Source organism: Bavariicoccus seileri WCC 4188 (assembly GCF_000421665.1).
Taxonomy (GTDB): Bacteria; Bacillota; Bacilli; order Lactobacillales; family Aerococcaceae; genus Bavariicoccus; species Bavariicoccus seileri.
The window spans coordinates 26,370-49,372 of sequence record NZ_ATXL01000006.1 but is presented as its reverse complement, the minus strand read 5'-3'; the positions used below and the strand labels follow the sequence as shown (position 1 = coordinate 49,372).

Genomic DNA, 23,003 nt, shown 5'->3' with positions numbered 1-23,003 from the left:
ATCACGCTAACTTTCTAAAAGAGTTTAGTTGATTACTGTAAAGTCGAATAAAAGCAGGATTAGCTTTGCGTGCAGTTATCTTCTCAATAGCTGTTGCACGAGTAATCTGCATATCGCCTTCTTTAATCGACTTCACATCATCGCCAGTGCTTGAATCAGCTAATAGGCCACCTTCATTTAGTAAATCCAGCGACATATTGACAGCTACTTCAATCAACCGATAAGGAAACTCATCTTCTTCTAAATGACAGTAGTTGAGAATGGCATTAATAGCAGATATAGCACTGAAATCTAGCAAAGTATCTTGCGTAGCGTCTTCGATACCACGCAATTCTTTAATTTTTTCAATCACTACATTTTTAACTTCATCAATTGCTGCCATTTAAACCACTCCTTACGCTTTAGAAATTAGAGAAACGATACCGATTTGCTTATCTTCATAAACTTTAGTCCAGTTTGCAGGATTAGCCAAATCAACATTTGTTGGTGTGATATTGCCATCTTCACGAGTGCTATCATTCCATTTAACGCCGTACGGATGCATGGTTAATGCCCAACGAGTAAAGATTCTGTCGTTACCTTTAGCAGAATCACGATCAGTTTCAAACGTCGTTAATTGTGACGGATTACCACTATTACGGCCAAACGAACCACCGCGCAACAAGTATGTTTGATAAGAGGTGCTTGCTCCTGTGCCAAATGTTGGTACGCCGTCATCAACCACAATGCGATATCCCATGAACGCTTGAAAAACAATTTCCCCACGCGAGTTCGGAATGTTTTCAATCAAGTTTTGTTTTTGCAATGATGTTTTGATAGCTGAATGCATTACAATCACGCTAAGTTGTTCAGAGGCATCTCCTAACAATTGTTTTGTATCAAGTATCAATTCAGCATTAATGCTTGAAGTTTTCTTGCTATTCAAGTGTGTAGCGTTTAAAGGACCAGCAATCGCATCTTCTGCAGCACCTTTTTCTGCAAAAAGACCATTTAAGACCGCAATAAGAGCTTGTTGTTCTCTGCGAAGTCTGTATGCTCCTAATTTAGCCATTAAAGCATCCATCGGCTTATCTCCAGCAATAACGCCAGCCAGTTCATTAACAGCCCAACCACGTCCGCGATATAAAACAGCGGCTTGATCTAAGCTAGATGTTATTTTTCCAGTTGTTAAGGCTTTATCACCATCGCCTAAAACTTCGTCATCACCTGTTAGATCATTCCAAAAAGGCATATGGACTAACAGTCCACCTGCTGTGATGTTTTTAGAAACGCGTTCGTCTGCTACCGCAACACCTGATTGAATAAATGCAGATTTTTCTGCAGTAAAGTTGTTCATGTATTGGTTGTAAATTTCTGGTGTAACGACATCGATTAATTTTGTAATATTATCTGCCATAATGTTTTACTACTCCTTTTCTTTTTCCTTTTTTTGTTTGAGATATTCAGTCAAATTACCTTCTTTGATAGCTTTGTCTAGGTCTAAATCCGTATTAGGTGATTGACCACCTGCAGGACTATAGCTAGATTTTGAACCAAACAAATAGGCGTCTGACTTAACTAATCCGTCCAATTGTTCTTTAAGTCCTGTGAGTTTGCCGTCTTCTAATTTGACGACTTCCACATCAATCAGTGCCATGACTGATTTCTTGTTCTTTGGATTGTAGCTAGTAACGAGTGAGTCAATAGCTGACTGACGCTTAACCTTAGCAACTTCTGCATCAATTGCCGCTTGTCCGGACGTTTTGAGCTTGTCATAGTCTGAGTTGATTTGATCATACTTAGGTTTCAACTCGTCATACTTAACCGCTTTAGCTTGAGCTGCTTTCAATGCTTCTGAATTACCATCAGCTGTTTGCTTATAGTTATCACGCTCTGCTTCAACCGTTGCTAATCTAGTATTAAATTTCGTTTGGTCTGCACCGTGTAAAGCCATTACCTTCTTAGCAACTTCCTCATCAATACCTAAAGCCAATAAATCTTCTTTTTTCATTTCAGTTCCTCCTAAGTGTTTTTAGAGTGGCAACTCCCACTATGAGCCGTCTTTTTGAGACATCCGAGCAGGTCTAAAATTGTGCAAAATAAAAAGCCATCGACTGGATGACTTAATCCTTCATGTAATCGACAATGTCTGCCTGAGCTATTGTCAGCATTCCTAATGCTTCTGTGCTACCTTCCCAACTAAAAGCTGTTTCTATCACACCATCTTTGTGTTTCGAGACTACTACAACTGTTTCAATATCACTATATTGTTTTAACTTGTTTGATAAAATGTCTTTAACGGTCATACCGCGTTCTTTTTTTTGCTTTGTTTCCTGGAAATCAACTGGTTCTTGGTCCATATTTACCTCCTAATTTTGTGTACAAAAATAGCACTCAATCAATTTTCATGACTGGGTGCTATTCTTCGGATAATTTATCAATTACTTTTTCGATTTTCAATCCCTCGCCTTTGATTTCATCATCAATTGCAAAAGACATCATGGCATCTTCTAAATCCTCTATCAGTTTATCGTAATCATCGTCGTTATACTTAGTTTTGACTGATACAAACTTAGAAATATATTCAATTTCTTCTTTTTTTAATACATTGCTTAAAATCATTCGCATCATTCCTCCTTAGTATATTTACGAACTGTACGACTGCCAGTTTTATGAGCTGTTATTATTGTTCCATTTTCCGGATTTACAGCTACTGAAACACTTCTACCAACATATTTTCTTGATATTCCACTGTCTTGAACTTTATCGGGTCTAATGTAAATTGGATTCGTTAACGCCTCTTTTATCTCATTCGGCTTGATGCTTCTCTCTACAGTTCTTTGCACCAAATGCTGACTCGTTCTGCTTATGGTAATTCCATCACTAGTTTTCATACCAATTATAGCATCATTAGCTATATTATGTTGCTTTTTCTTCCACTCATCAAATGTCTTGCTATCAACCAATGCACCTTTTCCAGTCTCTGGATCACGCGCCCAACGTTCTGTTATTTCCAGTCCATCAAGATGTGGTACGGTGGTGCAACGACAATTACTACTAATATAACCATTTATGGTGTATAATGTTGATTGAGAGGAGATGTCATAAACGTGACCACTATAATGAAAAACCTTGATATCAACGACATCATCACAAGATACAATTCCGGTCAATCTATCACACAGATCGCGAATGTCTTTAACGTTTCTAGAAAACCAATCACTAAAATTATTAAAGAAAATGGAATTAGTATTAGAAATCCTAATGCTAAAAAGTCTATTCCAGTTAGAAAGATCATTTCTCTTTACGAATCCGGCATGAGCGTTAACGCTTTGGCTAAAAAGTTTGGCGTTTCTAGGACAGTTATCAAACGTCGCCTTGAACAATCTAGCGTTGTAATGAGAGGGCAAACGCTTGCTAATCAAATCATGATGGCTAAGAGAACCAAGCAAGAGAATATCCGCAATTCGAGCGCCGCTCATGATGCCATCAGAGGCAAGCCCAAATCCCGCCAAACACTTCTTAAAAAAGCTAACACTGTTCAAAAAAGAGCTCTTTTCAGAAGTCGAGACGAGATTCTCATTTCCGATGAGCTGAGCAAACGAGGAATCCCATTTGTCCCTCAAAAAGCTATTGATATTTATAATATCGATATTGCTGTTTTCGATAACATCGCCCTTGAAGTCTACGGAGGTGGCTGGCATGGAACTGGGAGACACAAATCCAGATTTGAGAAGCGCAGTAAAAAGATTTTCGACAGTGGGTTTACTATCGTCGTTTGTTGGACTGGCGATAAATCTGGACGTGAATTCCTTCCATCTAGAATAGTTGATTATCTTGTCGCCCTTAATAATATCCTTCGCTCTGACCCAACCTCTAGATGTAAGCATTATGTGATTGGGAGTGACGCTAATCCCATCGGTTTGGGAAGTAGCAATCTCAATTACATCACCTGAATAAAAACTTCTAGTCATGGCTTCTGCATCAGGAGCTATGACTATATTGTTTGGTAACACACAATTTGGATGTGGTGACGGTGGTCTTGGCGCTAATGGATCATCTACTCTAAAAGATTGTCCGTCCAAGTCAGCGCAGATAGGACACGTGTGTATTTCGAATGTCGCCATCCAATCATACTTCTCTATACCAGTTCGCCGATAGGCTTCTTGTGCTGCTTCATCTGCAATGTGAGCTGATTCGGTATTAATCAGCGTGTACATGCGGTTAGTTGCAACGTTATCAGTATATCTCTTGAACTCTTTAACTGTCCTATCTATTGACCAACCTGTTACAGTAGCTTGTGCCATAACTTTTTCAAGTTGTTGCGGTAGTAATTGCGTTTGATTCTTCCAAATCCGCTTACTAAAATCACTGCCTAGCCAGTCTTTAGATAAAACTTTTTGCAGTCTAGCTTCGCTAAATGTACTAAACGTTAAAGTAACATTACCTCTATCTGTCAATTCATAGATATTACGCAAGTAGGTGTCTTTGTAAGTGTCTTTTAAATGCTGCGCTAGCTCATCTGTTTCGTTGAATGATGATTCAGCTGTCAGCATGTTTAACTGTGCTTGCAAGGCATCCAGACGCGTTACGCGAGTGGTGTAATAGATCTTGTTGAGTTCTACATCATGGCCACCTTCAAGTGCTTTTTGCCTAAACTCTTCAAGCGACATCTTCAGCTCACTACGTTGTTGTTTTGAGATGAGCTTGCTAGCTTCTTTCATTGAGATTTTATCTTCATCAGCATAACGCTTAATAAAGATGTCTAACTCTTTGTTTAAGCTATCAGAAAGCTCTTTCTGACGTTTTTCAAAACCTTTGATGTAATTATCAGTGCGCTCTATGTTATGCTTCTGAATGCGTAAGAATCGCTTTTGGAAGTAGTTGAGTTTATCCTTGCTTAGTTCATTCTTCTTCGCCATCTAGATCAACAACCTCTTCGGCTTTGTAGTCGTTCTTCATACGACCTGCATCGTCATCTTCTTTATCCAACAGATCGATTTCATCTTCCCAGTTGTCAACGATTGGATTAGCTTTAGCGATGTTTTCACGACTCGTAACAGAAGCAAGGCTTGCGACTATTTCAGCTTGTTCTTTATCGTTGTTGATTGATGATCTGGTCCACGTTTGCTTGATTTGGACCTTTCCAATCAGGCTTTCTTTATTGAGGTATACGAGAATAAATTCAATAAGTTTCGCAAAACCTAATCTAAATTCTGTTTCAATATCGCCTGCTTTGAGTTCCAACAATGAATACAAATACTTCAACGCCTCACCAGAATTGTTATTACCTAACTCTTTCTGTGGATCAACACCTTGCCCGCTCACAAAGATTTGATTATGCGTGATATCAAGTATCTTGTTTCGTGCTTCAATTGGAATGTCAATTGCTAGCGTATCAACGCCGCTCTTGTCCTCACCATTACTATCAACTTTGATGGTCTTATATTGCTTCAAGTCGTTGATGAACTTCTGCTTATCTTCGCCACCATAGTTAGTTAATACAAATATGATTTCTTGCACATCATCTACATCATTAACAAAACCACTAAACACACGATCATAAACATCAATCAAAGCCTTTGTTTTCTTTAAATCGCCTGTCTTTAGTTCGTTATTTGGAAATGGTATGAACGGTATCCGTCCAGGAAAAGAATGGTTAAATCTATTAGTTTCCACTTGCGTATTAGCAAAGTAAAGTGGAATGGTGTTGTACTCTTCTAAGCTATCTAAATCATCTGCGACATACTTTTCTGTACGATAAACGGAACATTCTGTGTCGTTCCAATATTCTGTCACATTGAACACATTGCCGTCATCGTCAATATCTTCATACGTTCTAAAGATACCTTTCAAGTTTTGTTCTAACGATTTATCCCAAACTGGCACAATTTGTCTCGAATCAACAATTGCATATTTAAATGCTTTGGTTTCTTCATCTATCCAAACGTGAAGCCACGAGATGCCAAAATTTGAAGCCTTCTTACACAGGTTCTTAGCGATATTAGGATACTTGTCGCCTAAGATTGTGACAATTTCTTGGTTTAACTGCTCTGTTTCATTGTTATCTTTGCCATTTGCTAGGTCCACATCAAACTGTGGTGGATAGGTAAAACCATACGCCGCTTTTTGGTCCACTAATAGCTGGTGCCAGTTATGACTTATTCTATTATCGGCATTTCTAAGTGGATTAGTCTCTTTATCTTTGTCATCTGCATTCTTATCACCAACACGCTTATTTCTCAGAATGTCATTCTCGTTGCGATAATACAAATCTGCGATATTCATGTCACTATTACGCTTTGAAACGTTAATGAATGACCGCTGTATTAATTTCTTGATAGCTTCTATTTCCAAACAGATACACCTCCTACTGGTTTTCTGATGATCGTGTAACAGAAGTATCTGACTGCGTCCATCGCATGATCTTCTACTTTCACTGGCTTGTCTTCGCCACGATCTGTTGCCTTTTTATCCCAAATATATCCGCTAAACTCTTTTAGTGTGTTGACACATGAAGCGTTAAACTTAATCTTGCCTTCGTTCAATAACGTGCCAACAAAACGAATTCCGTCAAGAACATCATTGTTTGCCTTACGAATGCTATAACCTCTTTGCTTTAATACTGCAATGAACGATGCTGCAGATGGATCAACGATAATTTTTTTGACTTTGATACCTTTAGTGAAGTTATCTAGCTCATCTGCAAACTCTTTATCAGTCTTTTGCTTCTTATTATCACGTCCAGAATAATAGAACTCTTTAACGCAGTACCAAATGCCATTTTTATCTTTCTGCCACAATAAAAAAACGGTCGCATTTTGCGTACCGTAGTCAATACTGATATATATTTCATTCGTTAAAAAGTTTATAACGCTATCGTATACGTGCTTAGCACTATCGAACATGTCATAGATGATACCTTCTGCAACTGTCCACAAACCTAAGATATAACGCTTGTAGAACACACCTGAGTACATCTTACGATATCGCTCTTTGATGGCTTCTGACAAACTCAAATTATCATCCATCGTAAAGTGAAGATAAATTAAATTCTTTTCAATAGCTTTATCTATCCAATTCACTTTGAACCAGTGATATGGGCCATCTGGGTTACAGTTGAACCAAAACTTACTGCCTTCAACTGAACAACGTCCAGTTGCTTGATTCACAAATGATTCTGGCATCAAGGCTACTTCATCAAAGAACATACCAGCTAGCGTAATACCTTGAATCAGATCTTGACTCCGCTCATCTTTACCGCCAAAAATGTAAAAGTAATTGATAATACCATTCTTAGTGATTTCAACCATGTTATCAGCACGATGATCTTTAACTTTATATCCTCGTGACCAAAGCATTAACTTAAGCCAAAATAAAACGTTTCGCCTAAAAGAACCAATCGTTTTACCAGCCATACCCAAGTTCTGATTTCTAAAAGTTGTCATCGCCCATATAACGTATGAAAGGCTCATGCAAAGCGTTTTACCACTTCTTATAGCTCCATCTGCGATAATGCCATCTTTGCCATTAACAGCGCTTTTGTATGTCCACCAGGTTAGTACCTGCTTTTGTTTTCTGCTGAAAGGCTTAAACTTAAACACTACTCGTTTTGTTCGTCTGGCCATAGTTCACCGCCCTCACTTTCAAGAGCGCTTAAGAAACCATCGTCTTGATCGTCATCTTCGACATCATCTTCATGAGCTTTCGCTTCAAGTATCTTGATTTTCGATTTCATTGTTTCAAGTTTCAAACGTCTTTCATCTTTCTCGTCAGCTAAAGAAACGAATTGCTTAATCAAATTCATCAATGTTCCCATCGCTCTTGATTGAGCCTGCAAGAAAGTAGCTTGCTTATCAAGCGCCATGTGCCACTCTCTTTGTTCAGAAGTTTTGGCAGGTTCATTAGTTTTTGGATCAACCAACATCGGATTAATGTCAACACGAGTAATGTTTGATGTATTGTCAAATTCATCTCGCACATTCATAATGCTCTGTGAACGTATAATAGCCGTATACTGAATCATGATGTTGTTCCAAATAATATCAGCAGGATCACTAGTAAACAGCTCTAACATAATGTTCTGCGTTTCTTGTGGTAACCATTTGGCAAACAGTCCGTGACTCACTGCGTTTTTATTATTCGGTGGTGCGTTTCCTCCTGAATTGCCTTTAGCATTCTGATTATTACGCTGTCCACCTGGCTTATCTGTCGCGTTGCGTTGTGTTGCAACGTTATCGTTATCTGTTGCGCCACGTGTTGCGTTGCGTTTCCAACCCTCACGATTCTTTCGACTTCGTAGCGTTGATGGCTTGATACCGTATTTATCCGCTAAAGCCTTTGCAGTTATATCAGTTTCCTCAAATTCTTTGCGAATCTTATTCCAATCTATCAAGACACTTCCACCACCTCGCCAATCGTGTTTGTTTTGTAGTTGCTTGCATAATAAAAAGCCTACTCTTACGAGTAAGCTAAGTCATCAATCATGAAGAAGAAATATTAGTTGTTTTTGTCGCATGATCAACGACTAACAGCCAGACCAGGACTTGAACCTAGAATAATGAGTTTGGAGCTCATTGTGTTGCCATTACACTATCTGGCAATAGATTGAGGTTAGCAGGCGGAGTAAGATCGGAAAAACCATAGTCAATTATTATATTCAGTTGTACCTGCTAACCTCACATTACAATTATCGTACTTTTTGCACTTTTTTTCATATCGTTTTTATCTTGCGTTCGTCTTGCATACATCTCGCTTACATCTCGTTTTTTGGCTTCATGTAGACTTCACAGTCAAAAGCTAGTGCAAATGATTCTAGTGATTCACGTTTCTTAAGACTGACACGAGAGTAGCTGCAGTTCATTACCTGTGTTAACTCATCATTATCGTAATGCTGAAATAACCAGTAATAGAGTAATTTGCGCTGTTCGGCATTAATACAGTTGAATTTCGTATTAAATGCCTCGATATACTGCTGATATGGCTTATAATCTTCTACATTAAAGATAGCCGCTGCTTCAGTTGACGAGTGAAATTGATTGTTAGGTTCCATCGGTTCAGCACTGTAGGAAGGTGTAATTTTTGGAGTTCCCTTGCAACCCAATTTCATCATGGCCAACTCGTATTTCCGTATCTCTTTGAAAACTTTGCGTCTTGTTTTAAAAAAATCTAGTTCTGGTATCTCGAATAAGGACAAGCGCTTCACCCTCTCAAATGCTTTATGCTATAATCTCCTTAGTGGTCCAACACTGGATAGGTAGCATTCGTAAGGGTGCTACTTTTTTTAATTGCATTGTTCTTTAGTTTCATCTGCTAGATGTTTCTGCCAGCGGTCAATGTCATCGTCATTAAATAATCTGCCTAATATGCGCTTGGCTTTATCAACCTTTTTCTTACAGTAAGAGAGTTTTTCTTTCTTTTGTTCCAGTTGTATTTTAAGATGCTGATTTTCTCGTTTTAGGATTGCAATTTGTCTTTGATATTCTAGTTCTAGTTCACTCATCTCGTCACCTTCCTCAGCTTAGTCACTCGTTCGTAAACTTCTCCATCTAATTCCTTAGCTAAGCTATCTGCTGCCTTGTAATCTACTAAAACAGTTGCCTTCTCATCGTCAATTACAGTGTTTATATTAGTAATTTCCCCACGATTAAAATCAAACTTCAGGAAAGAATCACCTATTTTCACTATGTACTTCTTTATTTCGTCCAAATGCCTCACCTCAATGTCTTTCAACAAAATCTACAATTTTTAAAAAGGTAGATCCTCTTCTGATATGTCTGCCACATAATCATCACTTAACGCGCTAGATTGCCTTGTGTACGCATTTTGCGATTCGCCTGCATAATTAACTGATTGATTGCTAGAAGTTGCAGTGCCTGCATTATTTTGATTATTTCGGCTATCTAGCAAGGTAAACTTATTAACATTTACTTCAGTCACATATATCCGTTGTCCTTGTTGGTTTTCATAGTTTCTTGTTTCTAGTGTTCCCTCAATACCGACTAATGAGCCTTTATGCGTATATTTTTCAAAGTTCTCTGCTGTCTTTCGCCACAATATCAAGTTGATCCAATCTGTTTCTCGTTCCCCTTGGCCGTTTGTAAAAGATCTAGGCACTCCAAGTGAAGCATTCGCAACCGATGTTCCATTTGCAGTTGCTCGTAGGTCCACATCTTTTCCCAAACGTCCTACTAAAACTACGTTATTTATCATTATTTGCCTTCTCGTCCTCTCTTAAATCGTTAATGTCTACTCCCAATGCATCTGCAATTCTAAATGCCTTTTGAAGCAGAATATCCTCTTGTTCTCCGCTTATTAGCCTATAAATTGTCGAATGGTCAATTCCAGTCTTTTTTGACAACTTATATGGAGTAATTCCATTTTTTAATACCAATTTTTTTAGTTTGTTCACACTACCACCCCTATATATAGTGTTCTTTAATATTATCTACACATTATATTGTGTTTCATAACTCATACGTGGTATAATTCACATAGATTCCACTGTTTAAAACTAACTGTTGGAAGTACATTCAACCATATAAATACGAATCAAATTCTTAAACGAAAGGAGGAAGTACTATGGCTAAGAATGGTCCTAAAGGTGGCGGACGCAAAGGCGCAGTTAAGGGAAGAGTTCAGTACAAAAATCCTAAAACTGGTTTATCAGTAAAAGTTAATAGAGCAACAGGAAAATTTATGGATGTAAAAACTTCTGGCGGGAAGTTTAAAGGTGTTACTCAAAAGTAACGGTTATTCAATAGATAGACCTTTTGTAACGGGCTAGTTTTGAACTAGCTCGTTTTTGTATGCTATATCTCCCTTATCACCAACGGATAGAACTTGTGCTCAAACCACTTTCTTTTGATTATGTAATCCTTGGTCCTGAACCCTTTCGTATCTTCTACAATGGTTATCCCATTCTGTTTGTAAACAAAATCAGCAACGTATTTGATACGTCTAACCGTTTCTCCATTGCCATTTTTACAGGTCTCTTGAAGAACGAATGGCTTCTGCAGTTCCAGGTCTGTGATCATGCCTGCATGGAGCATCATCTTTAATTCCTGATAACGTCTAGCCTCTCGTTTGCTATCAAACTTGTGATCATCGATCACGAGTTTTTTATTGCCGTATTTATTCTTAGACGCTAAAGAAATGGCTTTGATTGCTGTAGGGTCTTTAAATTTAGCACGATCATAATGCCTCCCGGTGTTATCAATCATGGTCTTCCCTCCTTCAGCTTATTCAGATTAGCAATGCGCTTTTTTAGGCTCTCAGCCTGTTCGCTATCAACCCCATTAAGTTCTTCTGAAGGATTGTCCTCTTGACTTGAAACATCACTGTAAAGACTGTCATAGTCCTCTTTTGCCCAATCTGGCATCGGTTCAACTCTGCCTTGCTTTTTGCCTTGAAATGAACTGTTAGACATTCTATTCTCGAATTGAACTTGCTCCGCTTTGGCATCTTCGATGGTCTTTATACCATTCTTGATCCAACTACGAATAATGCCAACCGCATAGCGATAACCTTTTTTGTCTAGGCTTGAACGTTTCATGGCTTCAATCACCATATCTTCACCCACCTGCTCAACCCAGTGTTCAAGATCCTCAGAAATCATTGGAGACAACACTCCAAATTCTTCTTGGTATATGTCATAAGGCTTTGTGGATTTATTTGCAGGCGCAGGAGGTGCTTTAGGAGCGTCAGCTCCATTACTCTTATTCTCCTTCTCCTTCTTGTTCTTATTATTATTCTTGTTCTTATTCTTATTCTTATTCTTATTGTATGCATAGGGTATGGGTACCGTATCTATACCGTCTGTATAGGGTATCGATACCGTATCATCTGCATTCAATTTAGTTTTGATAGGGTATCCCAACCCCTGACAAGTCATGATGACTTCTGATTCAAATTCACTTGTCTTTATTTCGAGTAATTCTTTATCAACAGACATTGCTGTTTTTTCTGACTTTAGATGTCCCTGGTACTTTAACCAGTTGATTACCAGGACTTCTTTGTTCTGGACATCATATTTAATTTTGTGGTCCTTGATAAGTTGATTAATATACTGTTTAACCTGCTCAATGGTTAATCCTGTGTCCCATGCCGCTTTCTTAACCGTTAGCTCAAAAACGCCACATATCGATGTTTTGCTGTTAGTTAGAACATATAAGTAGAAAAGCTTTCCCAAGGGGTCTAACTCCTCTATATAAGCATCTTCCCAAAATGTCGTATGGATCTGTCTGAATATCGCCACTATCTCACCACCCATCAAAGCAAAGGAGAATTAATCTCCTAAGCCCTTAAATAATTCAGTTTGATCCTTTTCAACATTTTCAGTCTTACTAGAATTTGGTTCGATGATTTCACCATCTTCGTTAACTTCAATATCAGTTGAATCATCTTGTTCGTCATCTTCAACAGGATCTGCAAACTTAATTTCTCCTGTGTTAGTATCAATTTCCTGTACTGATTCATCTGTAATTTGAGCGGTTTGCATTTGGATGGATAAGATACCCCACTTACTTAAAAGGTTTCTCAGAACGGTTTTCTTGGCCATAGCATCGTAATCAGAACGCCATACACCAGATAGCGCCTTTGCATCTTTCCCTTTGTTGTTTCTAATGCGATGTGCCTCAATTTCATCCTTAGTCCAATAAGTTGTCTTTTCAAAACCATTCACGAGTTTGAAGTAACCAACATAGCCGATCACTTTGTCACTAACCTTGCCTTCAGGATCAAACTCAATTTCTTCAGTTAACTTGTTCCAGCTCTTAAGTTCTCCCTCATATACTTCTATGACATTCAATGCTTTATATTGGCCACTACGTTGTGCTAATTGAATATAGCCTTTATAACCCAGAACAAACTGTGCGACTTGTCTGTAACCCTTATTCTTGTCTTTAAATGGTACTAAATAGGCATAACCTAAGTTCTTGTCTAAAGGCAGGTCTAACGTTGCTGCGGTCATAGCACCTGTAATGATGCTCATTGGCTCAGATTCACTCAGATAGGAATCATTATTCACTAGTGATAAAACACTGGCTGTAAAGCCTTGTGAGCGATCTTTAAGGACCTCTTCAAATTTATGTTTGATGGTGTCACTTTTTAGTAGGGCCTTTAGACCATATTCGTTTGGATTAGTCTTTGCTGGAGCATTTTGCATTTGTTGCTTTAAAGATGTATTAGTTGCCATTTTTATTTCAATCCTTTCACTGTCATTGTTTTATACGATGTTGTTTTAACGACTTGGTCATAAATATCAGGAAATTCACTCTTCAATTTCTTACTATCAACACCAACACGATTTCGAAGATCATAAGTAACCTTCCAAGTTGGACTGTTGCCATAGGTGGCTTTTCGGCTTCCTAGATAGTCTTTGATGCGGTTTTCTTTCTCCTTGATTGATTTATCCAAGAGCTTTTTGTCCTCCTTTATTTCCATCAGTTCATCAATCAAGCGAACCGTTCTGACGTCAAGCTCTGTAGCACTTTCTTGGTAATCGTCTGCATACATCTTTGAGATAAATGCTGTTGAGGCATCTGATCCATCAATCACTGGAGGAATACCCTTAACAACATGTTCTTCCCAAAACTTAACGGCTTTGGCTTGATATATTTCAATCAGCTCATCATCACGTTCAATCTTTTTATAAACAAAGTTTGTATTGCCTATCAGAACAGCAATATAAGCCACGTCATAATCTAATACATTCAAGTAATGCTGTACCTGCAAGAGGTAACTAACTGGGACTTCATCGTCTGTCCATTCGTCTTTGTTAAAGACTGAGGTCGTTTTGCATTCTAGTAAGGCTTTTTGACCAATTATCTTGCGGTCAATATTGGCCAATAAGAACGGAAATTCTTTGTGGTAGTGTGTTTTATTATCCCGTTGAACTTTTAGACCACTCTCACGTTCAAATAATCGTGCAACTGTCTCTTCAAGCTCATTACCAACAATGATTGGAATGTGATCCGAAATATCATCCGGTTCAACTTGTCCTGTCTTTTCTGCCCACAATTGGAATGGAGACTTCCAATGGTTTAAACCTAAAACTGATCCAATATCTGAACCGCCTAAACCTTTTGAACGTAACGCTAACCACTCTTTCTCGTTAGCTGCAATATCGTATTGAGTCATGTTTTGTCCTCCTCTAGCTCGGGAATATCAGAATCGTAAGATTCATCAGCTTTTTCCGCTTCCCACTCTTCTCTTTGTTCACGTTTCTCTGATTCTGCTTCCATGTGTTCCCACTCTCGCAAAAACATTAAATTTCCATCATATGGGCCTGTCATACGATCTTCCTTTCTGGTAAAATACAGATGTAACATTTTTACAAAGCCTTGTATTATTAGTCTGCTGTGGTGAGCAGGCTTTTTTTGTTGTTTGAAAATCTCAAAATACGATTCACATCTTTAAGATGCTCTCTATCTCCAGTTTTTATATACATCGCAACACTAATGTTAACTTGCCTTAATACTTCTTGCTTCGTCACTCAATCACCCCCTATAAGCTGGCATAGCTTCCAACACCTAAAACAATCAAAGAAATGATCAATACCCAGATAAAAACGACTGTCCAGAATATTTTGCTTGCTACTCTTTTTCCTTTAACCCATTCATCATTTCGCATGATTTCCACTCCAGTTAGTGTTGAAAACTGTTTTTGGATGATAGTTGCTATTCCAATCGTTCATGTTTTCCAATCTCTCTTGGGCTTCCTCATACCTTTGTTTTTCAACTGAATCAAGCTCTCCAGGGCGCACAACCAATACCAGCAGTAAAGCTATTAAGCTGAAAGTAAGAATAGCTAGCTTCCCTTTTTCAGTCATATCAGCACCTTCTCTGGATTATTTTCAATCCATTGTTGGACTGGTCTTTTTAGAAACTTCCAAGGTTGCCCCAAGTTTTTAGGATATTTAACAAACGCTTCGAGTTCTTCTCGATATGGATATAGAATTTTTGCTTTGACTGTCGTTGGGTTCTTTTGATCTATTTGATTCATGAACCATTTCATGCTTTCTACTTTTCCAAGATCATCTTCTCGATTAATTAACTCATCATAAGTTTTACGAGAGATCAAAACGACATTTGAAAGATTTAATGCCTCAACTTCCTCCATGACTTATCCCTCCCTAATTAATAATTCTTGATGTAACCATCTCTAGTCCACTGAACCTTTCGCGCTTCTCGGCTTTTTAGCGTTGTCGTTCCTAACTTGTTAGCAATAGTAATCAGCAAGCTAAGTTCAACAAGAACCTCATCTTCGAACTCATTTCGATAGTCATCCAAAATGGCACGATCTGAATCAGTTAACTTTCCGTCTCTTTTTGTCATGAGATAAATAGCTCTGTCTTTCAAGGCCATCCGTTCGCTCTGCTCTTTGTCACTGATCACTTGCAATGCTACCGAACTAGATTCAAAGCCATCTCCGCTAAAATATGGAAGTCCTCCAAGTATTTCACTAGCTAACTCAGCCCTGTATTGATCATCACCAACCGTTCTTGAGATTGTCATTCCAATATCAAGTGGAACATTTCCTCCATTGCAATAGCCATTCATTGACTGCTTACTGATATGCGCCGCTTCTGCTAAATCTTTTTGCTTTATCCCCCTTCTTTCCGAAAGAGAATTAAACAATCTGCCTATTTTGTTCATTTTCCTTTGCTCCTTTAACTTTTTAATATAAGTTTTGATATAATCACCTCAAAGGAGATGTAATTTATGAAACTGAATGTTGATTGTGTCAGAGATTTGCTAATATCGTGTGAGGAGTTGCCTTATGATTCTCATCCGACATTAGATTATTTTTTTGGTAGTGATGTTTTACCAAACTACTCTAAAGAAGATATTAGCTACTCCATGGAAAAACTTGTTGAAGCAGGTTTTATTGAATTTAAAGTAATTAGAAGTTTAGGTGGTCCCTCATTTGATGGAATTTTCCTAAACATATCTTGGAAAGGACACGAGCTTTTAGATACGATTAGAAGTGAAACGGTTTGGAATAAAACTAAGGATAAGATCTCTAACACCGTTGGATCAGCTTCTATACAGATAATAGGTGCTGTGGCAAGTTCAATTTCTACTAAACTTCTTGGTCTTTAAAAAGCTTTATTTCAACCCCAGCCACAAGTGCATAAATATATGGTTTTAAATGCTTGAATTTTATATCTATGTACTCTTCAGTACCTGCTATTTCATTTGACTCAAACAAATAAATATTTCTATTATTTACCTTTGAGTAAAAGACAATACTTTCATGAAAAGAATTTTGTCCCTGTGGATACTTCTCCAATTTTGTCCCACAATTCCAGCAATAATTAGCAGATGGTTTGTGAAAATTATTGCCACATCTTTTGCACTTCGTTTTTGAAATCTCCATGGTTTCAGTTCGAAGTGTTTTATTTTTCCCTTCGTTCATGTTGTTCGCCTCCTTTCGTATTACATTGAGTAATATCCATACAAACCGTATTACTATAGATTCATAACGCAATACGCGTATTGACTATTTAAAAAAAATAGTCCACTTAATGTCTAACTTTTCGGCTAATGCTTTTGCAGTTTTCACACTTGGTCTCCGGTATCCTTGTTCATAAGAACTATATGTAGTTTTAGCGATACCAATAGCTTTTGCTAAAGATTCTTGTGTATAACCTTTTTCTTTTCTAATTTTTTTTAGCCAATCCATTAAATCACCTCCTACTCGTATTGCGTACTTTTATAATAACACGTTTTGCGTACTTGTCAACATTTATTTACTCTTTTCGCGTATTTTTATTATTGTTGGTATCATGTACGCATTTTGTGTGCTATTTTATAATCAGATTGGAGGGAATCTATGTTCGGTGATAACTTGAAAGTCCTTAGAAAAGCATCAAAACTAACTCAAGAACAGCTTGCTAATAAAATTGGTGTTGCAAAAACAACTATAGCTTCATATGAACAAAATGCTAGAACTCCAGACCCAACCATACAATCTAAACTCGCTGATTACTTTGGCGTTTCCTTAGATTATTTACATGGAAGAGAAGTTCCCTCTTGGGCGACTGATCAAGATGTTTTAGATATAGAAAAAGCAATTAAGGATAACGTACCAATGAATTATGATGGCATCGAATTGGATGAAGAGGATCGTGCTCAGATAGATCGTGTTATTCGTGCAGTTATGTGGGAAAAACTGGAGGCAAGAAAGAAAGAAAAGAATGACGAGCAAAAATAATGCTCAATGCTTAATTACTAGGTATAAGACAGCTAATCCCTTCACTATAGCCTCCAAAGAAGGAATAGATGTCCGCTTAGTAGATCTTGGTAAATCATTACCAGGAACGACAGTTTCATTTGATGGTAGTCCGACTATCTTACTAAACAAGAATTTACTAGATAATAAGACGAGCTATACTGTGATGGCACATGAACTATGTCATGCCCTTTACCATTCTGATTTACCTGGTTTCTATGCTAATTTCTATAATGGCCGTGGTAAATTCGAGCGCGAAGCTGATCTGTTTGCAACAGAATTGATGTTGTCTTGTTACGTGGAAGAAACAGGCTCAATGCCTGAAAGATATGAGGAGTTGGTTAACTCATATGGTGTAAAAGAAGAACTTGCGGAGTATTTTTGTGAATAAAGAGATTTTAAAAACATTTTATTAGGAGTGAAAAAATTGAAAAAATCTTTACTATTAATTGCAACCGCTTTATTATTAGCTGCTTGTGGGTCGTCAAACGACAATTCAAATAAAGATACTAGTGACAAAGAAACTACTACAGAAGAAGCATCCGAAAATACATCTACTGAAGAGGTAAGTGCAGATGATCAATATCAATCTATTTTGGACGAGTATTCTAATAAAATTCAAAATGCAACGCCGGGCTTAATTGATGAATTTAATTCTGAGGCTGATCAAAACCAAGATGGACTTGAGGGACTTGCGACAATATCTACTGCAAAAGTAACAAAGCTGGCTGAGATTACCACTGAAGGCACTGAAAAAATGGCAGAAGTTCATTTGGAAAATGGTTCTGGCAAAACTGATGATTATGAAGAATGGGCCAAAAAGTTACAAGATGTTTATTCTTCAGAAGCCGCTAAGATTCAAAAAGCCTATACAGATTATGCAGCACAGTAGGTGATCTAATGGGACTGTTTAGCAAAAAGCCTAAATTTGATGCAACTAGTACTTACGGTCTTTTAAAAGTAAATGACGATACAAAGCAATGTAAAATTCAAGGTATGGTCTTTAACTATGCTGATCTGGTATCTTTTGAGTTAGTTGAAGATGGGACTACCGTAACACAAGGTGGCGTAGGAATCGGGAACGCTGCTATCGGAGGTGCTTTGTTTGGCACTGAAGGTGCAGCAATTGGAGCTCTGTCTAAAATCAAAAAAGAGGATAAGCATTATTGCACGAACATGCAAATTTTACTTACCCTCAAAAATACAAAACAAGGATCATTGTTAGTTCCTTTGATTACGTTTAAGACAGACAAATCTAAAACGATATACAAGTTGGCACAAGCGAATGCCAAAGCTACCCTTTCAGGTTTAAATTACATCATTAGCAATAGGTCTGTAGACGATCCTAAAGATTCTGCTTTCTCAGATTTGACAAAATTGAAAGAGTTATTAGATAACGGAATCATTACTGAAGATGAATTTGATGATAAGAAGAAAGAGATGCTTAAACGGATTTAGGATGACAATGGCAGTAAGTTTTGTTTCGTGATTATTGAAGATTTCAGGAAGGGGAGTAATTGATAATTGAAAACTGGTTTTCCCTTTCTTAGTAAAACCAGCTGAATTTTGATGTGGTGAATGAAAAATTGATGATTGGAGGATAAAATGACATACAAATTTAAAGAGGCTTATATTGAAAAATTTAGAAAATTGAATCAACTAAATACTTTGTACTTTGGAAGTAATATTACAATGTTATCAGGGCATAATGGTGTTGGTAAATCTAGCTTACTTTCTCTTTTTGCTTCACTCAGTGGTACTAGTGATAAACGAATTGACAACCAATCATTTCAACCTGAGTTTACTGATTATTTCTTAATAAATCCCGAAGAAAAGTTTTCGGAATATAGTGTTGTAACTAAATTTTTTAATGAGGAGAAGGATTTTGATTTCTATAAAAGAGTTAGTTTTAATGATTATAGAGACTCGAATCGTGGCATTCGACCGATTCCTAGAATTACTAAAAGTCCTAATTCCAATGAACTAATCAAAACAGCCAGATTGAAAGTCAAAGAGAATCTTGGTCTCACTGATTCCTCAAGGATTCCTATCCCTTCTATATATGTAAGTTTAGCTAGATTATTACCTCCTGGAGAATCAGACATCAAGACAGAACAACTTAGTAAGAATACCAATGTATATCAAAATAAATATTTTAATAAATATAAAGAGTGGTACAACGTTGTAATACCAGGATCAATAGATACAAAATCTGACGACATCGAAACTCTAACCAAAAATGTCACTAAATCTTCAAAGTTATATATGCCTTTAGTGGATAGTTTTGCAAATACTCAATCAGTTGGACAAGACAATTTAGGTAGTATTATATCTTCGCTTATAGATTTTTATAGCTTATCCTTAAAAAAAGGATATAATGGTGGCTGTTTATTTATTGATGAAATAGAAGCTGCTCTCCATCCTAGCGCAGCAATTAAACTGTTAGATTTATTAATAGTTTTGTCGGGAGAATTAAACCTTCAAATATTTTTTACATCTCATTCACTCATATTATTAAAGCAAATGATTGATTTACAAAATAATGAACCTAAAAAATACAGATTAAATTATTTAAAGGGAATAAGGGATCCTTATTTGACTTCTTATCACAATTACAATAGTTTGAAGTCCGACCTATTTGATGATATTTCTAGCATAGCTCCAAAAGTAAAAGTATATTGTGAAGACGAGCAGACTGTTTGGTTATTTAATTACATTATTAACTTATCTGCACACGATAAATTAAAAATAAGTACTTTGTCTCTTAACATCATGCCTATTTTTCTAGGATGTGATCAACTACAAAAGCTACCCAATTGCGACACTCATTTTAAAAAAGTTTTGATTATTCTTGATGGCGATGCCAAATCCAAGGAAAAAATTACTATAGAAGACTGGATTAAAAACAAAGAGTTTGATAAAGGAAAAACACCAAAAAATTTCAAAAAAAACATTGTGGCGCTTCCTAGTTATTTACCGCCAGAAGGATTTTTATATACCGTAATCTATGATTATTGCAAAAACTACTTAGAGCATAGAGATTTTTGGCGAAGCCTTGATAGAAATCCCGATACTTCAACTTATACTAGCGAACGTGTAGAATCAAAATTCCTTGTAGATAATGAAAATTTAAAACTTGACTATTTAAAATCTATTTGGAAAGATATGATTTTATTCGCTGAAAAAACACAAATTTTGAAAGATTATTTTAATAAGAACACTGTCCAATTAGAATCGTTCATTAAGCAATTAAATGAAGCCCTTAATCATATAGAAGTGAAAAACAAAGCTACGCAATTTTAATGTTGTCCATAATCTTATTTTTTTGTTATCATGAACAAAAAAGGATGTGTATAAAATGCCAGTTACGCACTCTCCGCTAAGATATCCCGGTGGTAAAACACAGCTGTGTAATTTTGTAAAAGATACTATCGAACTCAACAATATCACTGATACCGTTTATTGCGAGCCTTATGCCGGTGGATGTGGAGTTGGTCTAAAACTACTTTTAACCGGCTCAGTTAATGAAATCGTTATTAATGATTATGATCCCGCAATCTTTAATTTTTGGAGAGCCATACTTGAGGATACTGATGAATTTATCGACTTAATAAATCAAACTGATATCACAATAAAGGATTGGCATCGACAAAAAGAAATATACGAACTACACGGGAAAACTATTGGATCACTCGAAGGTGCATTTGCTACTTTCTTTCTAAACCGGACTAATGTTAGTGGGATTATCTCTGGTGGCCCGATTGGTGGCAAATCTCAACAAGGCAAGTATAAATTGGATTGTCGATTTAATAAGAAAACCTCAATAAATAAGATAAAGGAAATTTCTCATTATCGAGATCAAATTACTTTATTTAATGTCGACGCCTGCGAATTAGTAGATATTTTAAAAAGTAATTATGATCAAAACAACTTATTCATCTTCTTCGACCCACCTTATTATGAACAAGGAAAATCTTTATACCTTTCGTTTTACAACCACAAACAACATATAGAAGTCAGAGATAAGATTTTATCATTAGAAGACTGGTACTGGATTCTTACTTACGATAAAACTGCTCAAATATCGGACTTGTATAGTGGAGCGGACCAAGCTTACGAATATAACCTTACCTACTCCGCAAATAAAAAAAGAGTTGCTCAAGAGTATATTTTTGCAAGTCCAATTCTTAATCTTCAATCATCGGACAAAGTAGAGCTTACAAAAGTATAATTCCAAAGATTAGCCTTAGGGCTTTTCTTTTTACCCTCTAAAAGAACATATGTTCGTATTTATTAACTAAAAATACGTCAATTAGTCTAAAAATCAGCATGTCAATGTATCTATGTAGTGGCCTTAGTACATTTTTCCAACAAGTACAAATGCAGAAAGGAGTTAACTATGTCAGTTAAACAAAATAAGAAAACTAAGAAATGGTATTGTCGTGTTTCCTACAAGGATGATGATGGGAAATACAAACAGATCACTCGTAAAAACTTTGCTACTAAAACTGAAGCAAGATTAAAAGAAGCTGAAATAAAGAAAAAAGTAGAGGATGGATCATTCTTTACTGGCGGAGACATTCCATTTGCGGATTACTTTAAAAAATGGGTAGCTCGTTACGTTTCAGATGATTTATCAATTGGCACTCAAAAGAAATATAAACGTGACATTATTTTGGTTGAAAAACACTTCAAGAAAACTCCAATTTCTAAAGTAACTAGGTCCATGTACCAGGATTTCATAACGAGTCGTGGTAAAGGAAGATCCATGGATACAGTTGTTAAAACACATAGTCACGTCAAGAAGTGTATTAAGGATGCTATTTACGATGGATTGATTTCTAAAGATCCTACATACCAAATTACTTTATCAGCAGATGTTAAGCCAAAAGATGAAAGTAAAAAGTACCTTTCTGAGAAAGACGCTAACAAACTTTTAAACTATGTTAAGAACAACTTCGACAAAAAGCCAGATATGTTCTTAATGATTATTCTTGGCCTAACCACTGGCATGCGTTATGGCGAGATTCTAGCTTTGTCTTGGAAAGATATCGATTTTGGGTCTAAGACCATTAGAATCAACAAAAGTTTCGATGCGGTCTTCTCTCACAACTTTACTAGTGGTAAGACTGTATCAAGCCACAGAACTATCACTATTGATGATGATACTATTCTTTATTTGAAGAAGTTCAAATTGATGCATACCTACCAGTACCTTTATATAGATAATTTTAGGGAACCTGCCTTCTCTCACAATGGAGTCTCGAAAAGACTTAAGGGTCTTTGCAAACAATTAGGGATAAAAGAGATCACTTTTCATTCACTTAGGCATACACATGCTAGCCTTCTGATATTCAAAGGAATCAACATCAATTATGTTAGCAAACGACTTGGACATAAAAAAATAGACACAACTATAGGAACCTACAGTCATGTCATAGATGAGATGGAACAACTTGAAAATAAGAAGGTCAGTCACATTTTTCAGAGCAAAAATGAACAGATTTTGCGCTAATTTTGCACCGACCTCCTAAAAACATTGATATATCAACATGTTATATGCCGGCTATAGGATTCGAACCTACGACCCCCGCGTTACGAGTGCGATGCTCTACCAACTGAGCTAAGCCGGCTCATAATCAACAGTAACCAGTTTAACCGTTTTAGGTGGGATTTTCAAATACTTTTTACTGCCAATTCAAATTTGTGATTAGGGTGTGTTTAAAAATGAACTGCAACAAATTTGCGATGATAGATTCTATCGTTTAAATCCCAACTAAAACTGTCTC

Annotated in this window: 35 protein-coding genes, 2 tRNA genes and 1 pseudogene; 10 read left to right on the top strand and 28 right to left on the bottom strand. The window is 36.8% G+C overall.

What is annotated here, in order from left to right:
* Window position 1: 1 nt before the first annotated feature.
* From H541_RS0102475 to H541_RS0102455, 5 genes are all read right to left on the bottom strand, one after another.
* On the bottom strand, window positions 2-382 hold the full coding sequence (locus tag H541_RS0102475) for a head-tail connector protein (RefSeq protein ID WP_022795768.1): 381 nt from the start codon (window positions 380-382) through the stop codon (window positions 2-4).
* Window positions 383-394: 12 nt separating this feature from the next.
* Window positions 395-1,396, bottom strand: a complete 1,002-nt coding sequence (locus H541_RS0102470; protein WP_022795767.1) for a major capsid protein — start codon at window positions 1,394-1,396, stop codon at window positions 395-397.
* Window positions 1,397-1,405: 9 nt separating this feature from the next.
* A complete protein-coding gene (locus tag H541_RS0102465; protein ID WP_022795766.1) occupies window positions 1,406-1,990 on the bottom strand; it encodes a phage scaffolding protein in 585 nt (194 codons plus the stop codon).
* Between the two features lie 112 nt (window positions 1,991-2,102).
* Entirely contained in the window at window positions 2,103-2,339 is a 237-nt protein-coding gene (locus H541_RS0102460; RefSeq protein WP_022795765.1) for a hypothetical protein, read from the bottom strand.
* A 58-nt stretch (window positions 2,340-2,397) separates the two neighbouring features.
* Complete coding sequence (locus tag H541_RS0102455) at window positions 2,398-2,607, bottom strand: hypothetical protein (RefSeq protein WP_022795764.1); 210 nt, start codon at window positions 2,605-2,607, stop codon at window positions 2,398-2,400.
* Between the two features lie 494 nt (window positions 2,608-3,101).
* Here H541_RS0102455 and H541_RS13795 point away from each other — a divergent pair, with 494 nt between their 5' ends.
* Entirely contained in the window at window positions 3,102-3,935 is an 834-nt protein-coding gene (locus H541_RS13795) for a helix-turn-helix domain-containing protein (RefSeq protein ID WP_420805188.1), read from the top strand.
* Window positions 3,936-4,007: 72 nt separating this feature from the next.
* On the opposite strand, the pseudogene H541_RS13790 reads toward H541_RS13795, so the two are convergent.
* From H541_RS13790 to H541_RS0102405, 10 genes and pseudogenes are all read right to left on the bottom strand, one after another.
* A pseudogene (locus tag H541_RS13790) lies at window positions 4,008-4,535 on the bottom strand (minor capsid protein); the annotation flags it as partial.
* A gap of 349 nt (window positions 4,536-4,884) precedes the next feature.
* Window positions 4,885-6,336 carry a phage portal protein gene (locus H541_RS0102445; RefSeq protein ID WP_022795762.1) on the bottom strand — a complete coding sequence of 484 codons (1,452 nt, stop codon included), beginning with the start codon at window positions 6,334-6,336 and terminating at the stop codon, window positions 4,885-4,887.
* The gene (locus H541_RS0102440; RefSeq protein ID WP_022795761.1) at window positions 6,327-7,607 is read right to left on the bottom strand and encodes a PBSX family phage terminase large subunit; all 1,281 of its coding nucleotides are present in this window, start codon (window positions 7,605-7,607) and stop codon (window positions 6,327-6,329) included. Before H541_RS0102440 ends, H541_RS0102445 begins: the two co-directional genes overlap by 10 nt.
* Window positions 7,583-8,374, bottom strand: coding sequence for a phage terminase small subunit (gene terS / locus H541_RS11330; RefSeq protein ID WP_022795760.1), 792 nt, complete (start codon window positions 8,372-8,374; stop codon window positions 7,583-7,585). Before terS ends, H541_RS0102440 begins: the two co-directional genes overlap by 25 nt.
* A 136-nt stretch (window positions 8,375-8,510) precedes the next feature.
* Window positions 8,511-8,580, bottom strand: a tRNA-Trp gene (locus H541_RS0102430).
* 154 nt (window positions 8,581-8,734) lie between these two features.
* Window positions 8,735-9,175, bottom strand: coding sequence for an ArpU family phage packaging/lysis transcriptional regulator (locus tag H541_RS0102425; RefSeq protein ID WP_169461096.1), 441 nt, complete (start codon window positions 9,173-9,175; stop codon window positions 8,735-8,737).
* A gap of 87 nt (window positions 9,176-9,262) precedes the next feature.
* Window positions 9,263-9,481 (bottom strand): hypothetical protein, encoded by a 219-nt coding sequence (locus tag H541_RS0102420; protein WP_022795758.1) that lies wholly within the window; start codon window positions 9,479-9,481, stop codon window positions 9,263-9,265.
* The gene (locus tag H541_RS0102415; RefSeq protein ID WP_156831859.1) at window positions 9,478-9,663 is read right to left on the bottom strand and encodes a hypothetical protein; all 186 of its coding nucleotides are present in this window, start codon (window positions 9,661-9,663) and stop codon (window positions 9,478-9,480) included. Before H541_RS0102415 ends, H541_RS0102420 begins: the two co-directional genes overlap by 4 nt.
* Before the next feature lie 63 nt (window positions 9,664-9,726).
* On the bottom strand, window positions 9,727-10,191 hold the full coding sequence (ssb, locus tag H541_RS0102410) for a single-stranded DNA-binding protein (protein WP_022795756.1): 465 nt from the start codon (window positions 10,189-10,191) through the stop codon (window positions 9,727-9,729).
* The gene (locus H541_RS0102405; RefSeq protein WP_022795755.1) at window positions 10,181-10,390 is read right to left on the bottom strand and encodes a helix-turn-helix domain-containing protein; all 210 of its coding nucleotides are present in this window, start codon (window positions 10,388-10,390) and stop codon (window positions 10,181-10,183) included. The genes ssb and H541_RS0102405 overlap by 11 nt, the downstream gene beginning before the upstream one ends.
* 170 nt (window positions 10,391-10,560) lie before the next feature.
* Between H541_RS0102405 and H541_RS13370 the strand changes: the two genes are divergently transcribed.
* Window positions 10,561-10,728: a hypothetical protein gene (locus H541_RS13370; protein WP_022795754.1), complete on the top strand. Its 168-nt coding sequence runs from the start codon at window positions 10,561-10,563 to the stop codon at window positions 10,726-10,728.
* A 62-nt stretch (window positions 10,729-10,790) separates the two neighbouring features.
* Here H541_RS13370 and H541_RS0102395 read toward each other — a convergent pair whose 3' ends face one another.
* The 10 genes from H541_RS0102395 to H541_RS0102350 are packed head-to-tail and all read right to left on the bottom strand — an operon-like array spanning window position 10,791 to window position 15,635.
* Window positions 10,791-11,201, bottom strand: coding sequence for a DUF1064 domain-containing protein (locus H541_RS0102395; protein WP_022795753.1), 411 nt, complete (start codon window positions 11,199-11,201; stop codon window positions 10,791-10,793).
* Window positions 11,198-12,235, bottom strand: a complete 1,038-nt coding sequence (locus tag H541_RS11325) for a DnaD domain-containing protein (protein WP_169461095.1) — start codon at window positions 12,233-12,235, stop codon at window positions 11,198-11,200. Before H541_RS11325 ends, H541_RS0102395 begins: the two co-directional genes overlap by 4 nt.
* 30 nt (window positions 12,236-12,265) lie before the next feature.
* Window positions 12,266-13,174 (bottom strand): recombinase RecT, encoded by a 909-nt coding sequence (locus H541_RS0102385; protein WP_022795751.1) that lies wholly within the window; start codon window positions 13,172-13,174, stop codon window positions 12,266-12,268.
* A 2-nt stretch (window positions 13,175-13,176) separates the two neighbouring features.
* The gene (locus tag H541_RS0102380) at window positions 13,177-14,118 is read right to left on the bottom strand and encodes a YqaJ viral recombinase family nuclease (RefSeq protein WP_022795750.1); all 942 of its coding nucleotides are present in this window, start codon (window positions 14,116-14,118) and stop codon (window positions 13,177-13,179) included.
* Entirely contained in the window at window positions 14,115-14,273 is a 159-nt protein-coding gene (locus H541_RS13130) for a hypothetical protein (RefSeq protein WP_022795749.1), read from the bottom strand. Before H541_RS13130 ends, H541_RS0102380 begins: the two co-directional genes overlap by 4 nt.
* Window positions 14,274-14,329: 56 nt before the next feature.
* Window positions 14,330-14,473 (bottom strand): hypothetical protein, encoded by a 144-nt coding sequence (locus tag H541_RS13125; RefSeq protein ID WP_022795748.1) that lies wholly within the window; start codon window positions 14,471-14,473, stop codon window positions 14,330-14,332.
* Between the two features lie 11 nt (window positions 14,474-14,484).
* Window positions 14,485-14,610 (bottom strand): hypothetical protein, encoded by a 126-nt coding sequence (locus tag H541_RS13705; protein ID WP_022795747.1) that lies wholly within the window; start codon window positions 14,608-14,610, stop codon window positions 14,485-14,487.
* Window positions 14,600-14,809, bottom strand: a complete 210-nt coding sequence (locus tag H541_RS0102360; RefSeq protein ID WP_022795746.1) for a hypothetical protein — start codon at window positions 14,807-14,809, stop codon at window positions 14,600-14,602. The genes H541_RS13705 and H541_RS0102360 overlap by 11 nt, the downstream gene beginning before the upstream one ends.
* Window positions 14,806-15,099 (bottom strand): DUF771 domain-containing protein, encoded by a 294-nt coding sequence (locus tag H541_RS0102355; RefSeq protein WP_022795745.1) that lies wholly within the window; start codon window positions 15,097-15,099, stop codon window positions 14,806-14,808. The genes H541_RS0102360 and H541_RS0102355 overlap by 4 nt, the downstream gene beginning before the upstream one ends.
* A 17-nt stretch (window positions 15,100-15,116) precedes the next feature.
* The gene (locus H541_RS0102350) at window positions 15,117-15,635 is read right to left on the bottom strand and encodes a helix-turn-helix domain-containing protein (protein ID WP_022795744.1); all 519 of its coding nucleotides are present in this window, start codon (window positions 15,633-15,635) and stop codon (window positions 15,117-15,119) included.
* Between the two features lie 66 nt (window positions 15,636-15,701).
* Between H541_RS0102350 and H541_RS0102345 the strand changes: the two genes are divergently transcribed.
* Entirely contained in the window at window positions 15,702-16,082 is a 381-nt protein-coding gene (locus H541_RS0102345; protein WP_022795743.1) for a DUF2513 domain-containing protein, read from the top strand.
* On the opposite strand, the gene H541_RS0102340 is transcribed toward H541_RS0102345, so the two are convergent.
* Both H541_RS0102340 and H541_RS0102335 read right to left on the bottom strand, forming a co-directional pair.
* Entirely contained in the window at window positions 16,063-16,398 is a 336-nt protein-coding gene (locus H541_RS0102340) for a hypothetical protein (RefSeq protein ID WP_022795742.1), read from the bottom strand. The two genes, H541_RS0102345 and H541_RS0102340, sit on opposite strands and share 20 nt — an antisense overlap.
* 84 nt (window positions 16,399-16,482) lie before the next feature.
* Window positions 16,483-16,665, bottom strand: a complete 183-nt coding sequence (locus H541_RS0102335; RefSeq protein WP_022795741.1) for a helix-turn-helix domain-containing protein — start codon at window positions 16,663-16,665, stop codon at window positions 16,483-16,485.
* 150 nt (window positions 16,666-16,815) lie between these two features.
* On the opposite strand from H541_RS0102335, the gene H541_RS0102330 reads away from it, so the two are divergent.
* The 7 genes from H541_RS0102330 (at window position 16,816) to H541_RS11310 (ending at window position 22,729) form a co-directional block, all read left to right on the top strand.
* Window positions 16,816-17,196, top strand: coding sequence for a helix-turn-helix domain-containing protein (locus H541_RS0102330; RefSeq protein WP_022795740.1), 381 nt, complete (start codon window positions 16,816-16,818; stop codon window positions 17,194-17,196).
* Window positions 17,180-17,605: an ImmA/IrrE family metallo-endopeptidase gene (locus tag H541_RS11320; RefSeq protein WP_022795739.1), complete on the top strand. Its 426-nt coding sequence runs from the start codon at window positions 17,180-17,182 to the stop codon at window positions 17,603-17,605. The genes H541_RS0102330 and H541_RS11320 overlap by 17 nt, the downstream gene beginning before the upstream one ends.
* A gap of 36 nt (window positions 17,606-17,641) precedes the next feature.
* Complete coding sequence (locus tag H541_RS11315; protein ID WP_205617796.1) at window positions 17,642-18,106, top strand: hypothetical protein; 465 nt, start codon at window positions 17,642-17,644, stop codon at window positions 18,104-18,106.
* A gap of 8 nt (window positions 18,107-18,114) precedes the next feature.
* Window positions 18,115-18,672, top strand: coding sequence for an SHOCT domain-containing protein (locus H541_RS0102315; RefSeq protein ID WP_026501554.1), 558 nt, complete (start codon window positions 18,115-18,117; stop codon window positions 18,670-18,672).
* Between the two features lie 147 nt (window positions 18,673-18,819).
* Window positions 18,820-20,517 (top strand): AAA family ATPase, encoded by a 1,698-nt coding sequence (locus H541_RS0102310; protein ID WP_022795737.1) that lies wholly within the window; start codon window positions 18,820-18,822, stop codon window positions 20,515-20,517.
* 55 nt (window positions 20,518-20,572) lie between these two features.
* Window positions 20,573-21,445: a DNA adenine methylase gene (locus H541_RS0102305; RefSeq protein ID WP_022795736.1), complete on the top strand. Its 873-nt coding sequence runs from the start codon at window positions 20,573-20,575 to the stop codon at window positions 21,443-21,445.
* Window positions 21,446-21,613: 168 nt separating this feature from the next.
* Complete coding sequence (locus H541_RS11310; RefSeq protein WP_022795735.1) at window positions 21,614-22,729, top strand: site-specific integrase; 1,116 nt, start codon at window positions 21,614-21,616, stop codon at window positions 22,727-22,729.
* 45 nt (window positions 22,730-22,774) lie between these two features.
* Here the strand turns inward: H541_RS11310 and H541_RS0102295 are convergent.
* Window positions 22,775-22,847, bottom strand: a tRNA-Thr gene (locus tag H541_RS0102295).
* Between the last annotated feature and the right edge of the window lie 156 nt (window positions 22,848-23,003).

Coding starts and splice junctions, on each gene's coding strand:
- H541_RS11310 (WP_022795735.1), top strand. CDS start 21,614: ATGTCAGTTAAACAAAATAAGAAAACTAAGAAATGGTATTGTCGTGTT.
- H541_RS0102340 (WP_022795742.1), bottom strand. CDS start 16,398: ATGAACGAAGGGAAAAATAAAACACTTCGAACTGAAACCATGGAGATT.
- H541_RS0102455 (WP_022795764.1), bottom strand. CDS start 2,607: ATGCGAATGATTTTAAGCAATGTATTAAAAAAAGAAGAAATTGAATAT.
- H541_RS0102305 (WP_022795736.1), top strand. CDS start 20,573: ATGCCAGTTACGCACTCTCCGCTAAGATATCCCGGTGGTAAAACACAG.
- H541_RS0102475 (WP_022795768.1), bottom strand. CDS start 382: ATGGCAGCAATTGATGAAGTTAAAAATGTAGTGATTGAAAAAATTAAA.
- H541_RS13705 (WP_022795747.1), bottom strand. CDS start 14,610: ATGCGAAATGATGAATGGGTTAAAGGAAAAAGAGTAGCAAGCAAAATA.
- H541_RS0102335 (WP_022795741.1), bottom strand. CDS start 16,665: ATGGATTGGCTAAAAAAAATTAGAAAAGAAAAAGGTTATACACAAGAA.
- H541_RS11320 (WP_022795739.1), top strand. CDS start 17,180: ATGACGAGCAAAAATAATGCTCAATGCTTAATTACTAGGTATAAGACA.
- H541_RS0102360 (WP_022795746.1), bottom strand. CDS start 14,809: ATGACTGAAAAAGGGAAGCTAGCTATTCTTACTTTCAGCTTAATAGCT.
- H541_RS0102315 (WP_026501554.1), top strand. CDS start 18,115: ATGGGACTGTTTAGCAAAAAGCCTAAATTTGATGCAACTAGTACTTAC.
- H541_RS0102310 (WP_022795737.1), top strand. CDS start 18,820: ATGACATACAAATTTAAAGAGGCTTATATTGAAAAATTTAGAAAATTG.
- H541_RS0102345 (WP_022795743.1), top strand. CDS start 15,702: ATGAAACTGAATGTTGATTGTGTCAGAGATTTGCTAATATCGTGTGAG.
- H541_RS13795 (WP_420805188.1), top strand. CDS start 3,102: ATGAAAAACCTTGATATCAACGACATCATCACAAGATACAATTCCGGT.
- H541_RS0102420 (WP_022795758.1), bottom strand. CDS start 9,481: ATGAGTGAACTAGAACTAGAATATCAAAGACAAATTGCAATCCTAAAA.
- H541_RS0102440 (WP_022795761.1), bottom strand. CDS start 7,607: ATGGCCAGACGAACAAAACGAGTAGTGTTTAAGTTTAAGCCTTTCAGC.
- H541_RS0102355 (WP_022795745.1), bottom strand. CDS start 15,099: ATGGAGGAAGTTGAGGCATTAAATCTTTCAAATGTCGTTTTGATCTCT.
- H541_RS0102350 (WP_022795744.1), bottom strand. CDS start 15,635: ATGAACAAAATAGGCAGATTGTTTAATTCTCTTTCGGAAAGAAGGGGG.
- ssb (WP_022795756.1), bottom strand. CDS start 10,191: ATGATAAATAACGTAGTTTTAGTAGGACGTTTGGGAAAAGATGTGGAC.
- H541_RS0102470 (WP_022795767.1), bottom strand. CDS start 1,396: ATGGCAGATAATATTACAAAATTAATCGATGTCGTTACACCAGAAATT.
- H541_RS13130 (WP_022795749.1), bottom strand. CDS start 14,273: ATGACAGGCCCATATGATGGAAATTTAATGTTTTTGCGAGAGTGGGAA.
- H541_RS0102385 (WP_022795751.1), bottom strand. CDS start 13,174: ATGGCAACTAATACATCTTTAAAGCAACAAATGCAAAATGCTCCAGCA.
- H541_RS0102330 (WP_022795740.1), top strand. CDS start 16,816: ATGTTCGGTGATAACTTGAAAGTCCTTAGAAAAGCATCAAAACTAACT.
- H541_RS0102465 (WP_022795766.1), bottom strand. CDS start 1,990: ATGAAAAAAGAAGATTTATTGGCTTTAGGTATTGATGAGGAAGTTGCT.
- H541_RS0102380 (WP_022795750.1), bottom strand. CDS start 14,118: ATGACTCAATACGATATTGCAGCTAACGAGAAAGAGTGGTTAGCGTTA.
- H541_RS13370 (WP_022795754.1), top strand. CDS start 10,561: ATGGCTAAGAATGGTCCTAAAGGTGGCGGACGCAAAGGCGCAGTTAAG.
- H541_RS0102460 (WP_022795765.1), bottom strand. CDS start 2,339: ATGGACCAAGAACCAGTTGATTTCCAGGAAACAAAGCAAAAAAAAGAA.
- H541_RS0102395 (WP_022795753.1), bottom strand. CDS start 11,201: ATGATTGATAACACCGGGAGGCATTATGATCGTGCTAAATTTAAAGAC.